The following is a 13310-nucleotide window of genomic DNA, read 5'->3' as shown; positions in this document are numbered from 1 at the left end:
CTAGATCCCGGCACCGCAGTGCCCGGCGGATCAGTCGTTCAGATACTCGCCGGCATCCGCATCGGTGCCGGTGCCCGAGGTGACGACCTCGGCGAGCGGATCGCTGCCGGTGCCTTCGCTGTCACGGGCCGAGCGGGCCAGCTCGGCGTCATGCTCTTCCTTGGCGCTGGCGGGTGCCACCAGCGACACTTCGGCCATGCGGCGCTGCTGCACGCGGAGTGCGGCATCGCGGCTGGAGGCGGCGACGCGGAGGCGGTTCATGCCCGCACCCGTGCCCGCCGGAATGAGCCGGCCGACGATGACATTCTCCTTCAGGCCGTTCAGCGAGTCGATCTTGCCCTGCACCGAAGCCTCGGTGAGAACGCGCGTCGTCTCCTGGAACGAAGCCGCCGAGATGAAGCTGCGGGTCTGCAGCGACGCCTTGGTGATGCCGAGCAGGACGGGCTTGCCCTGGGCCGGCGTCTGGTTCTTCTCCAGCTTCTCGTTCGTGGCGTCCATCTCCTCGCGGTCGACCTGCTCGCCCTTCAGCAGCGTGGTGTCGCCGCCATCGGTGATCTCGACCTTCTGGAGCATCTGACGGACGATCGTCTCGATGTGCTTGTCGTTGATCTTCACGCCCTGAAGACGATAGACCTCCTGGATTTCGCTTACCAGATATTCGGCCAGGGGCTCGACACCCATCGTCTCCAGAATGTCGTGCGGATCGGGGCTGCCGCCGATCAGGTTATCGCCACGCTTGACGTAGTCGCCTTCCTGAACGTCGATCACCTTCGACTTGGGCACGAGATACTCGACGACCTCGCCGCCATCCTCGGGCTGGATGCCGATCTTGCGCTTCGCCTTATAGTCCTTGCCGAACACGACGCGGCCCGAAACCTTGGCGATGATCGCCGAGTCCTTCGGAATGCGCGCTTCGAACAATTCGGCGACGCGAGGCAGACCGCCCGTGATGTCGCGCGTCTTGGCCGATTCCCGGCTGACGCGAGCAATCACGTCGCCGCCCTGCACCTGTGCGCCGTCCTCGACCGAGAGCGTGGCGCCGGCGGCCAACATGTAGCGACCCGCTTCGCCCGACGCGTCGTCGAGCAGGGTGATGCGCGGACGCAGATCCTCCTTCGACTTGGTCGCCGCACGATATTCGGTCACGACGCGCTGGGCGATGCCGGTGGCCTCGTCGGTCTGCTCGGTGAGCGTCTTGCCCTCGATCAGATCGACGAACTTCACCGTACCCGGATTCTCGGTGATGACCGGCATGGTGAACGGATCCCATTCGGCCATCCGGTCGCCCTTGGCCAGGATATGGCCGTCGTCCATCAGCACATAGGCGCCGTATGGGATGCGGTGCGTCGAGAGTTCGCGGCCGTCCATGTCGACGATCGCGATCTCGCCCGAGCGGCTGAGCACCACGCGACGACCGCGTTGGTCCTCGATGATACGCAGATCGCGGAACTGGACCGTGCCGTCGACCGGCGCTTCCAGGTTCGACTGCTCGTTGAGCTGCGCCGCACCGCCGATGTGGAAGGTGCGCATCGTGAGCTGCGTGCCCGGCTCGCCGATCGACTGCGCCGCGATGACGCCGACCGCCTCGCCGATGTTCACCGGCGTGCCGCGGGCGAGATCGCGTCCGTAGCACTTGCCGCACACGCCGATCTTCGATTCGCACACCAAAGGCGAGCGGATCTTGACGGCCTGCGTGTTCAGCGCCTCGATCGTCACGATCATCGGCTCGTCGAGCAGCGTGCCCGACTTGATGACGACCGCGTTGGTCTTGGGATCGAGAATGTCCTCCGCCGTGGTGCGGCCCAGGATGCGCTCGCCGAGCGAGGCGATGGTGCTGCCCCCCTGGACGATCGCCTTCATCTCCAGCGCGCGCGTCGTGCCGCAATCCAGCTCGACGATCGTGCAATCCTGCGAAACGTCGACCAGACGGCGGGTCAGGTAACCCGAGTTCGCCGTCTTGAGCGCCGTATCCGCCAGGCCCTTGCGGGCACCATGCGTCGAGTTGAAATATTCGAGGACGGTCAGGCCTTCCTTGAAGTTCGAGATGATCGGCGTCTCGATGATCTCGCCCGACGGCTTGGCCATCAGGCCGCGCATGCCGGCAAGCTGCTTTATCTGCGCCTGCGAGCCACGCGCACCCGAATGCGCCATCATGTAGATCGAGTTGATCGGCTTCTCGCGACCCTTGTTGGGGCCGTCGTCGTATTTCTTGACCGCCTTGATCTCGTTCATCATCGCGTTCGCCACCTGGTCGCCGCAACGGCTCCAGGCGTCGATCACCTTGTTGTACTTTTCCTGCTGGGTGATGAGCCCGTCCTGATATTGCTGCTCATAATCCTTCACCTGGTCGCGCGTCTCGTCGACGAGCGCGATCTTGGCGTCCGGAATAATCATGTCGTCCTTGCCGAACGAAATGCCCGCCTTGAACGCGTGACGGAAGCCGAGCGACATGATCGCGTCGGCGAACAGCACGGTCTCCTTCTGGCCAGTGTGGCGATAGACCTCGTCGATCACGTCGCCCACGTCCTTCTTGGTGAGCAGGCGGTTGACGGTGTCGAACGGCACCTTCGACGATTTCGGGAGCGTCTCGCCGAGCAGCATGCGGCCCGGCGTCGTCTCGAACCGCTTCAGATACTGGTTGCCCTTCTCGTCGGTCTGCGGAACGCGGCTGACGATCTTGGTATGCAGCGTCACCGCCTTCGCCTCGAGCGCCTGATGCACCTCCGACATGTCGGAGATCAGCATGCCCTCGCCGGGCTCGCCTTCCTTCATCATCGACAGATAATACAGGCCCAGCACCATGTCCTGCGACGGCACGATGATCGGCTTGCCGTTGGCGGGCGACAGGATGTTGTTGGTCGACATCATCAGGACGCGCGCTTCCAGCTGCGCCTCGAGGCTCAGGGGCACGTGAACGGCCATCTGGTCGCCGTCGAAGTCGGCGTTGAACGCCGAGCAGACCAGCGGGTGAAGCTGGATCGCCTTGCCCTCGATCAGCACCGGCTCGAACGCCTGGATGCCAAGACGGTGCAGCGTCGGGGCGCGGTTGAGCATCACCGGATGCTCGCGGATCACCTCGTCCAGGATGTCCCAGACTTCCTTGCGCTCCTTCTCGACCCACTTCTTCGCCTGCTTGAGCGTCATGCTCAGGCCCTTGGCGTCGAGGCGCGCGTAGATGAACGGCTTGAACAGCTCGAGCGCCATCTTCTTCGGCAGGCCGCACTGGTGCAGCTTGAGCTCCGGACCGGTCACGATGACCGAACGGCCCGAATAGTCGACGCGCTTGCCGAGAAGGTTCTGACGGAAGCGGCCCTGCTTGCCCTTCAGCATGTCGGACAGCGACTTCAGCGGACGCTTGTTGGCGCCGGTGATCGTGCGGCCGCGACGGCCGTTGTCGAACAGGGCGTCGACCGCCTCCTGCAGCATGCGCTTTTCGTTGCGGACGATGATGTCCGGCGCACGCAGCTCCATCAGCCGCTTCAGGCGGTTGTTGCGGTTGATGACGCGGCGATAGAGGTCGTTGAGATCCGACGTCGCGAAGCGGCCGCCGTCCAGCGGCACCAGCGGGCGCAGCTCGGGCGGGATGACCGGCACGACCTCGAGGATCATCCACTCGGGGCGGTTGCCCGAATCGATGAAGCTCTCGACGACCTTCAGCCGCTTGATGATCTTCTTGGGCTTCAGCTCCGACTTGGTCGTCGCCAGCTCTTCGAGCAGCTGCGTGCGCTCGCCCTCCAGGTCGAGATCCTGGAGCATGATGCGCACGGCCTCGGCGCCGATCCCGGCGGTGAAGGCGTCCTCACCATATTCGTCCTGCGCGTCGAGGAGCTCGTCCTCGGTCATGAGCTGATATTTCTCGAGCGCGGTGATGCCCGGCTCGATGACGATATACGCCTCGAAATACAGCACGCGCTCGAGCTGCTTCAACTGCATGTCGAGCAGCAGGCCGATGCGCGAGGGCAGCGACTTCAGGAACCAGATGTGCGCGACGGGGGCGGCGAGCTCGATGTGACCCATCCGCTCGCGGCGCACCTTCGAGACGGTGACCTCGACGCCGCACTTCTCGCAGACGATGCCCTTGTACTTCATGCGCTTGTACTTGCCGCACAGGCACTCGTAATCCTTGATCGGACCGAAGATGCGCGCGCAGAACAGGCCGTCGCGCTCGGGCTTGAACGTGCGATAGTTGATGGTCTCGGGCTTCTTGATCTCGCCGAACGACCAGCTGCGGATCTTGTCCGGCGATGCGATGCCGATCTGGATCTGGTCGAAGGTTTCCGGCTTGGCCACCGGATTGGCGAAGGGGGTCATCTCGTTCATGTTTCAATTCCCTCTAGGGGTAAATTCCGTGCGCGCGGGGGCAGGGGGCGACCATCCGGCCGCCCCCGTTCCCTCATTCCGCCGCGATCTGGATGCCGTCGCTGTCATAGCCGAGTTCGGCGGTCGTCAGCTCGACGTTCAGGCCCAGCGAGCGCATTTCCTTGACGAGCACGTTGAAGCTCTCGGGGATGCCGGCCTCGAACGTGTCGTCGCCCTTGACGATCGCCTCGTAGACCTTGGTGCGGCCGACCACGTCGTCCGACTTCACCGTCAGCATCTCCTGCAAGGTGTAGGCGGCGCCATACGCCTGCAAGGCCCAGACCTCCATTTCGCCGAAACGCTGCCCACCGAACTGCGCCTTACCACCCAGCGGCTGCTGCGTGACGAGGCTGTACGGCCCGATCGAACGCGCGTGGATCTTGTCGTCCACGAGATGGTGGAGCTTCAGCATATAGATGATGCCCACCGTCACCTTGCGATCGAACATGTCGCCGGTGCGCCCGTCGAACAGATCCGACTGGCCCGACGTGTCGAGACCCGCCAGTTCCAGCATGTCGGACACGTCCGCCTCGCGTGCACCGTCGAACACAGGTGTGCCCATCGGCACGCCGCGCTTCAGGTTCTCGGCCAGTTCGACGATCTCGTCGCCGTCGCGCGCGTCGATCTCGGCGGTGTAGTTGTCGCCGTAGATCGTCTTGAGGCGCTCCTTCACCGCATCGGGCATCGCACCCGGCTTGGCGTCGGGGTTCGCCTCGCGCCAATCCTCGAGCCGGGCCGCGAGCTGCTGGCCCAGACCACGTGCGGCCCAGCCCAGATGCGTCTCGAAGATCTGCCCGACGTTCATGCGCGATGGCACGCCCAGCGGATTGAGCACCAGATCGACCGGCGTACCGTCGGCGAGGAACGGCATGTCCTCCGCCGGCAGGATGCGGCTGATGACGCCCTTGTTGCCATGACGGCCGGCCATCTTGTCGCCCGGCTGCAGCTTGCGCTTCACCGCGACGAACACCTTGACCATCTTCAGCACGCCGGGCGGCAGCTCGTCGCCACGCTCCAGCTTCTCGCGCCGATCGTGGAACTTGTCGGTGATGAGCTTGGCGGCATCATCATATTGCTGCTTCACCGCTTCCAGATCGCTCTGGACCTTGTCGTCGGCGACCGCGAACTTCCACCAGTCATGGCGGTCCACGCTCTCCAGCAGGTCCATATCGATCACGACGCCCTTCTTTACGCCCTTGGGCGCCGCGGTCGCGGTCTGGTCGAGCAGCATCTCGCGCAGGCGGCTCCAGGTCGCCCGATTGAGGATGGTGCGCTCGTCGTCCGAGTCCTTCTTCAGGCGCTCGATCTCCTCGCGCTCGATCGCCATCGCGCGTTCGTCCTTGTCGATGCCGTGGCGATTGAAGACGCGCACGTCCACCACCGTTCCGGCAACGCCCGGCGGCAGGCGCAGCGAGGTGTCGCGAACGTCCGAGGCCTTTTCACCGAAGATCGCGCGGAGGAGCTTTTCCTCCGGCGTCATCGGCGATTCGCCCTTGGGCGTGATCTTGCCGGCGAGAATGTCGCCCGGCTCGACCTCAGCACCCACATAGACGATGCCCGCCTCGTCGAGGTTGCGCAGTGCCTCCTCGCCGACGTTCGGGATATCGCGCGTGATGTCCTCCGGCCCGAGCTTGGTGTCGCGGGCCATCACCTCGAACTCGTCGATATGGATCGACGTGAACACGTCGTCCTTCACGATCCGCTCGCTGATGAGGATCGAGTCCTCGTAGTTGTAGCCGTTCCACGGCATGAACGCGACGAGCGCGTTGCGCCCCAGCGCCAGCTCGCCGAACTCGGTCGAGGGGCCATCGGCGATGATGTCGCCGGCCGCGACCACGTCACCCACCTTCACCAGCGGGCGCTGGTTGATGCAGGTCGACTGGTTCGAACGCTGGAACTTCATCAGCGTGTAGATGTCCACGCCCGACTTGCCCGCGTCGACCTCGCCGGTCGCACGGATCACGATGCGCGCGGCATCGACCTGGTCGACGATGCCGGCGCGCTTGGCGCCGATCGCCGCACCCGAATCGCGCGCCACCGTTTCTTCCATGCCCGTGCCGACGAACGGCGCCTCGGCCTGGACGAGCGGCACCGCCTGACGCTGCATGTTCGAACCCATCAGCGCGCGGTTGGCGTCATCGTTTTCCAGGAACGGAATGAGCGATGCGGCGACCGAGACGAGCTGCTTGGGCGAAACGTCCATCAGCGTGATGTTGTCGGGCAGCGCCATCAGGAATTCGCCCGCCTGACGCGACGAAACCAGTTCCTCGGCAAAGCCGCCATCGGCGGTCAGCTCAGCGTTGGCCTGCGCGATCGTGTGCTTGGCCTCTTCCATCGCCGACAGATACACCACGTCGTCGGTGACCTTGTGGTCCACGACCTTGCGGTACGGCGTCTCGATGAAGCCATATTTGTTGACGCGGCTGAACGAGGCCAGCGAGTTGATGAGACCGATGTTCGGACCTTCCGGCGTCTCGATCGGGCAGATGCGGCCATAATGCGTCGGATGCACGTCGCGCACCTCGAAGCCCGCACGCTCACGCGTCAGACCGCCCGGCCCGAGCGCCGAAACGCGACGCTTGTGCGTCACTTCGGACAGCGGATTGGTCTGGTCCATGAACTGCGAGAGCTGCGACGAGCCGAAGAACTCACGAACCGCGGCAACTGCCGGCTTCGCGTTGATGAGATCGTTCGGCATCACGGTGGACACGTCGACCGACGACATGCGCTCCTTCACGGCGCGCTCCATGCGCAGCAGGCCGACGCGATACTGGTTCTCCAGCAGCTCGCCCACCGAACGCACGCGGCGGTTGCCGAGATTGTCGATGTCGTCGATCTCGCCCTTGCCGTCCTTCAGGCCGACGAGCGTCTTCACCACCGCAAGGATATCTTCGGTGCGAAGCGTCGTCACCGTATCCTCGGCATCGAGGTCGAGGCGCATGTTGAGCTTCACACGGCCCACCGCCGACAGGTCGTAGCGGTCCGGATCGAAGAACAGGCCGGCGAACAGCGCCTCGGCCGTCTCGAGCGTCGGCGGCTCGCCGGGGCGCATCACGCGGTAGATGTCGGAGAGCGCCTGCTCGCGCTCCTCGGCCTTGTCCACCTTCAGCGTGTTGCGGATCCATGCACCGGTCGAAACGTGGTCGATGTCGAGCAGCTCGATCCGGTCGATCCCGGCCTTGTCAAGCAGTTCGAGATTCTCCTGGCCGATCTCGTCGCCGGCCTCGACATAGATCTCGCCGGTCTGTTCGTTGATGAGGTCATAGGCCGAATAGCGACCATAGATCTCCTCGGTCGGGATCAACAGGTCGGTCAGCCCGTCCTTGGCCGACTTGTTGGCGGCGCGCGGGCTGATCTTCTGGCCCGCCGCGAACACGACCTCGCCCGACTTCGCATCGACGATGTCGAACAGCGGCTTCACACCGCGCCAGTTTTCGGCGGCGAACGGGATGATCCAGCCGCCCTGGCCGCGCACATAGGTGACGCGGTTGTAGAATTCGTTGAGGATATCCTCGCTGGTCATGCCGAGCGCGTAGAGCAGCGCCGTCACCGGCAGCTTGCGCTTGCGGTCGATACGGACGTTGACGATGTCCTTCGCGTCGAACTCGAAATCGAGCCACGAACCGCGATACGGGATCACACGCGCGGCGAAGAGGTACTTGCCGCTGGCGTGGGTCTTGCCGCGATCGTGATCGAACAGCACGCCCGGCGACCGGTGCATCTGGCTGACGATCACGCGCTCGGTGCCGTTGATGAAGAAGGTGCCGTTCTCGGTCATGAGCGGCATGTCGCCCATGTAGACGTCCTGCTCCTTGATATCGATGACCGACTTGGCCTCGGTATCCGGATCGACCTCGAACGCGGTCAGACGGAGGGTGACGCGCATCGGCGCGGCATAGGTGATGCCCCGCTGACGGCATTCCTCGACGTCGAACTTCGGCGGTTCTAGGACGTAATCGTCGAAGTCGAGATAGGCGGTGCCGGCGAAATCCTGGATCGGGAAGACGCTGCGCAGCGTCTTTTCGAGGCCCGAGACATGGCCGATCGACTTGTCGGAGCGGAGAAACTGTTCGTAGCTCTCACGCTGGACCTCGATCAGGTTCGGCATCTGCACGACTTCGTGAATGTTGCCGAACACCTTGCGGATGCGGCGCTTGGCCGTGCTCTGCTCGGGGCGCCGCGCGGTGCCGCTTTCGATTGCCTTGGTAGCCATAGGATCGTTTTGCCTCGTCAGCCGTCTAATCTCTGCCCGGAGACCTCCGGGGCGGGGCGTGCGAAGACGCCGAAAAGCCGCTCGCATACGGGATGCGGCGGCGTTCGGCGTCCGGTAACCCCGGCATCCCATTCGATCGATCGGCTGCGCGACGGCCGCTCATTTCCCGGATGCTGTGGCGAACCCGCGATATAGGTGCCGTGTTGCCGGCTGTCAAACGCGGGCATCTGCTGGTAGCGCCCCGTGCGTGCTTCACCGCCGCCACGGCGCGGCTCGTCGCAACCCGGCTTGCACCGCTGGTCGCGCCGTGGCGGCAGAAACGATCATCAGGGAATTCGCGATCATGACATTCGAGAGGCGCCGTGCGGTATCGGCCGCGCCAATCCTCGCCGTAGCGTTGGCGGCACTTGGCGGACGGGCCGGCGCGCAGGACGCCGTGCGGACCATACCCAATCTCGGCAATTTCAGTCTCACGCCGTCCCAACCCCAGGCGAGCCCGACGCCCTATGCGACGCCGGTGCCGCTCGCATCGCCCTTGTCGCTGCCGGCGATCACGCCAACGCCTCAGCGGCGGGCGACCGCCACGCCCAAGCCCACGCCATCCCCCCGTGCCACGCCCACGCCGCGTGCCACCCCGACCCCCGATGTCGCCCCGACGTCCACGCCGGCACCGGTTCCGACGCCGTCGTCCGCCGCGGCAGCACAGCCTGCTGCCGTCGCGACGCCGACGCCAATGCCGACGCCGACGCCGGGCATCACGCTACCGCCTGCGTCACCGCAGCAGGTGGCATGGCCATGGCCATGGCTGGCCGGTGTCGGCGCGCTGGCGGTTGCGCTCGGCGGGGCGGGGCTGTGGTCGCGGCGCCGCGGGGCGAAGGCGGAGACCGGTGAGGGCGGCTCGGATACGGTGGCCGTGGCGCCGCTCACGCCGATCGTCCCGCGCGGCAGGCTCGCGCTTGCGTTGCGGCCGACGCGCGCGGGGCTCAACATGCTGAGCGCGACCGTCGACTGCGAGGTGACCGTGACGAACCGGGGCGACGCTCCCGCCACCGATATCCGCCTGAGGGCCCAGTTGCTCAGTGCATCCTCGGGGCAAGAGGCGGCGGTGAGCGGGTTTGCGGCCGAGCCGATCGCACGTCCGGCCGCGCCGACCTTCGCCCTGGCCCCAGGCGAGGAGCGTCGGCTTCGGATCGTCATGGCGCTGCCGCGCGACGCGATCGAGGCGCTGAGCGCGAACGGTCGCCCCATGTTCATCCCGCTTGCCGCGTTGAACGTGATCTATGCGGCGGGACACGGGGGCCTCGGCCAGACGGTGCAGGCATTCGCGGTGGGCGTGGAGCGCGTGGATTCGTCCAAGCTCGCGCCCTTCTGGCTCGATGTCCCGCCGCGGATGCAGGATGCGGTTGCCGCGCGCTCCCACGCGGTCTTGCTCGAGCGCTGATTGGAGGCGGCTGCCCGGCGCCGCATCACCCCGAAATTCGGGCGGTCGCGACGGCGTTCTGGAACAGCGTGTCGAGCGCGGTGTAGATATCCTGATCGGTCGACACCTTGGTATAGAGTCCGGGCGACGCGCAGGCCTGAAGCGCGGGTTCGATCTGGTTGAGATAGGGCGCGACGTTGGCCTGCGACCAGCTGTCGTTGGCCAGCGCCTGGGGAAGATATTCGGTATAGAGAACCGCGATCCGAATTCCCCGGCTCTTGATCGTGGTGCACTTGGCAGTGTCGAACCCGATTTCCGGACGGCCGCCGGGGCGGGACTCGTCACGCATGCCGTCCGTGATGAGGAACATGATGGCTTGGGGTTGAGCGCCGTTCAGCCCCGTTCCCGGCGACGGGGTGATGACTTTGTTCATCTGGTCGAAGGCGTCGCTGCTGCCCGTGTCCTGATCGTTATAGCCGACATCGGTGTTCTTGCAGGCTTGGGTCGGGCAACCGTTGCTGTAGTAATTGCTCGGCTTCAGGTTGGTAGTCGTGGTCGCGGCCAAGGACAGATTGGCCGTGAGCGACTGGATCATCGAAAATCCGCCGGCGCCATGAAACGAATGGATCGCCATCCGGTAGTTCGCGCCGTTTTTGCTCGACGTGCTCTGCGCATCCGCCGTCAGCTTTGAGACGGCGGTGCCTTCGTCGTCGATGCGCAGTGTGAGGCCGTAGGATTTGGCCACGCCATACAGATCCTGCATGTTGCCGTTCGCATCCTTCCCCTTCAGATCGTTCGTCGAATGGCAGGCGAACTGGCATCCGTTGCCGTTGCTCGCACCCACCTTACTCAGCCCGGCCGTCGTGGTGGGAAGCGCCATCGATCCTGATACGTCGAGCAGCATGTAGAAATCGATGTTGGGCGCGGTGGCGTTGGTGGTCTGGGAGGTGCCGTGGATGGTCAGCAACGGCAAGCCCAGGATATTGGCGAAGATGTTCGACGACGTGGCGACATAGCTGACGGTCGCGGTGCGACGGCCGGTCGAATCCGTCGGCGCGCTGGTCGACAGGCTTGTCAGCTTGACCGAGCCGTTGTTGAGAACGCTCTGGCTCTGGATCTGGAACATCTGGGTGGCGTAACCCGCGGCGCTGTTGTCATCCAAGCTCATCACCGTCTTGCTGACCGCCACCAGCGCGGCGGCATCGGCGACCGCGTTGAGCTTGGTCTGCGATTTCATCGCGCGGGCGTAATCGATGCCCATGCCCGTGGCGAACGTCAGCGGGATGAGCGCGAAGGCGAAGATCATGAAGACGTTGCCGCGGCGATCGTGCCGCAGCCGCTTCGCCAGATGGAGGAGCGGGCGCATGATCGTCATCTTCAGCAATCCGTGCAAGTGATGCTGTTCGAATTGCGCGGCAGCATGTACAGCGAATCCGACAGGTTCATGGCGTTGACGAAACCGAAATTGACCGACGGCGTGTAGGCATAGGATGTTTCGGCGAACAGGAAGTACGTGCCCGGTATGCGCATCGCGAGCGGGATCGTGGCGACCGCGCCCGGTTTGTAGGCGGCGCCATTCGCGGCACGGCTCCATTGCACCGTGGTCTTCAGATTATAGTCGGTGCCGACCTCGGTGATCCGGATGACCGCATTGCTGGCCGCGTAGGGGGCGAGCACCTGCGTCGCGGCGGACAGGTTGCTGTCCACTTCGCTGGCGGTCGTCGAGCCCGACTGGTTCTGTGCGATCAGATCGGCGATCGCGCGCGTTGCGATGGTGATCTTGCGGCTGCATGCGATTCCATCGCCCAGCTGGAACCCACCGAGATAAAGCGTCAGCAGGATCGGCAGGACGATCGCGAATTCGATGAGCGCGAGGCCGCGCGTGTCTGTGGCGAGCTTGCGCGACGTCACGAATAGCTCTCCGTCTTGGCGACCGAGGTGGCGACGATCAGTCGCTGCCCGTTGCCCACGTTGACGAGCCCCAGCTGCATCGGCGCCGCCTGGATCGGCCAGAGATACATCAGCCGCACGAGCACGACGGCGCCCTGGCTGCCGAGGCTGTAGCTCAGCGTGTTGTTGGGGTTGCCGTTCGCATCGAACGTGATCGTCGGCATACTGGTGTCCATGGCGTTCCAGCTGGTCGCGCTGCGCACGTCAACCAGCAGCTTGGCGCACGACATATAGCCGGGCAGCGTCGCGCATGCGGCGTTGCGGAACCGGGTCTGGAGCTGCGCTGGGCTCATGCCGCTGCTGGAACCGGTCGCGTCGGCGGCCTGCGCCTTTCCGGTGACGACGCTGCGTGCGGCGGCTTCGACGCTCGTCTCGAGCGCCTCCTGGCTGAAATAGATCAGGCTGGTCTGGAGAATGGCCATCAGAACCGCGAAAAAGGGTGTCACCACCAGCGCGAATTCGATGATCGTGGCGCCGTCGCGCGCGGGTACGATGCTGCGCCAGCCGCGCCGCGGCTTGCCCGATCGCTGTGCTGCCGATGCCATCACACGTCTCCCTGCGGAGACCGGTAGATCGCAGTGGCTAATTTTGCGTGAAGGTGGCGGCGTAACTTACGAAAAAGGGCCGGGATCGCTCCCGGCCCTCATTCGTCGATCCTGTCGATCGTCGCGGCTTAGGCGCCGGCGACCTCGGTCGTGTCGACCTTGATGCCCGCGCCCATCGTCGACGAGATCGCGACCTTGCGGACATATTTGCCCTTTGCGCCCGACGGCTTGGCCTTCACCACCGCATCGACCAGCGCGTCGAAATTCGCGCGCAGATCCTCGGCCGGGAAGCTCGCCTTGCCGATGCCCGAATGGATGATGCCGGCCTTCTCGACGCGATATTCGATCTGGCCGCCCTTGGCGTCCTTGACCGCCTGCGCGACGTTCATCGTCACCGTGCCGAGCTTCGGGTTCGGCATCAGGCCCTTGGGGCCCAGCACCTTGCCGAGACGCCCGACGATGCCCATCATGTCGGGCGTCGCGATGCAGCGGTCGAAATCGATCGTGCCACCCTGGATGGTCTCCATCAGGTCCTCGGCCCCCACGACGTCGGCACCGGCGGCCAGCGCCTCCTCCGCCTTCGCGCCGCGGGCGAACACGCCGACGCGGACGGTCTTGCCGGTGCCCTTGGGCAGGTTGACCACGCCGCGCACCATCTGGTCCGCATGGCGGGGATCGACGCCCAGGTTCAGCGCCACTTCGATCGTCTCGTCGAACTTCGACGTGGCGCCCGAACGCGCCAGCGCGATCGCCTCGTCGACGCCGTGCAGCTTCAGCGAGTCCACGGTGATCGTCTTCTGCTTCTTGGTCAGCTTGGCCATGG

General features: G+C 65.0%; 7 protein-coding genes. 1 reads left to right on the top strand and 6 read right to left on the bottom strand.

All coding sequences use genetic code 11. The annotated features are described in order from the left end of the window. Positions 1-30: 30 nt before the first annotated feature. Together rpoC and rpoB are read right to left on the bottom strand one after the other, a co-directional pair. Positions 31-4320 (bottom strand): DNA-directed RNA polymerase subunit beta', encoded by a 4290-nt coding sequence (rpoC, locus tag L8H00_RS16015; RefSeq protein ID WP_242098306.1) that lies wholly within the window; start codon positions 4318-4320, stop codon positions 31-33. A gap of 73 nt (positions 4321-4393) precedes the next feature. After that, the gene (rpoB, locus tag L8H00_RS16010; RefSeq protein ID WP_242098305.1) at positions 4394-8572 is read right to left on the bottom strand and encodes a DNA-directed RNA polymerase subunit beta; all 4179 of its coding nucleotides are present in this window, start codon (positions 8570-8572) and stop codon (positions 4394-4396) included. A gap of 343 nt (positions 8573-8915) precedes the next feature. Here rpoB and L8H00_RS16005 point away from each other — a divergent pair, with 343 nt between their 5' ends. Then, positions 8916-10013: a hypothetical protein gene (locus L8H00_RS16005; RefSeq protein WP_242098325.1), complete on the top strand. Its 1098-nt coding sequence runs from the start codon at positions 8916-8918 to the stop codon at positions 10011-10013. Between the two features lie 25 nt (positions 10014-10038). Here the strand turns inward: L8H00_RS16005 and L8H00_RS16000 are convergent, their stop codons facing one another. The 4 genes from L8H00_RS16000 to rplA form a co-directional block, all read right to left on the bottom strand. Then, a complete protein-coding gene (locus L8H00_RS16000) occupies positions 10039-11367 on the bottom strand; it encodes a pilus assembly protein TadG-related protein (protein ID WP_242098304.1) in 1329 nt (442 codons plus the stop codon). A gap of 2 nt (positions 11368-11369) precedes the next feature. Further along, a complete protein-coding gene (locus tag L8H00_RS15995) occupies positions 11370-11903 on the bottom strand; it encodes a TadE/TadG family type IV pilus assembly protein (protein WP_242098303.1) in 534 nt (177 codons plus the stop codon). Beyond that, entirely contained in the window at positions 11900-12487 is a 588-nt protein-coding gene (locus L8H00_RS15990; RefSeq protein ID WP_242098302.1) for a TadE/TadG family type IV pilus assembly protein, read from the bottom strand. Before L8H00_RS15990 ends, L8H00_RS15995 begins: the two co-directional genes overlap by 4 nt. Before the next feature lie 128 nt (positions 12488-12615). Beyond that, a complete protein-coding gene (gene rplA / locus L8H00_RS15985) occupies positions 12616-13308 on the bottom strand; it encodes a 50S ribosomal protein L1 (RefSeq protein WP_242098301.1) in 693 nt (230 codons plus the stop codon). Between the last annotated feature and the right edge of the window lie 2 nt (positions 13309-13310).

Source organism: Sphingomonas sp. CROZ-RG-20F-R02-07, from assembly GCF_022662335.1.
In the GTDB taxonomy this organism is placed as follows: Bacteria; Pseudomonadota; Alphaproteobacteria; order Sphingomonadales; family Sphingomonadaceae; genus Sphingomonas.
Note: the sequence above shows the minus strand (reverse complement) of the source record. Positions and strands in the feature narration are given on the sequence as shown.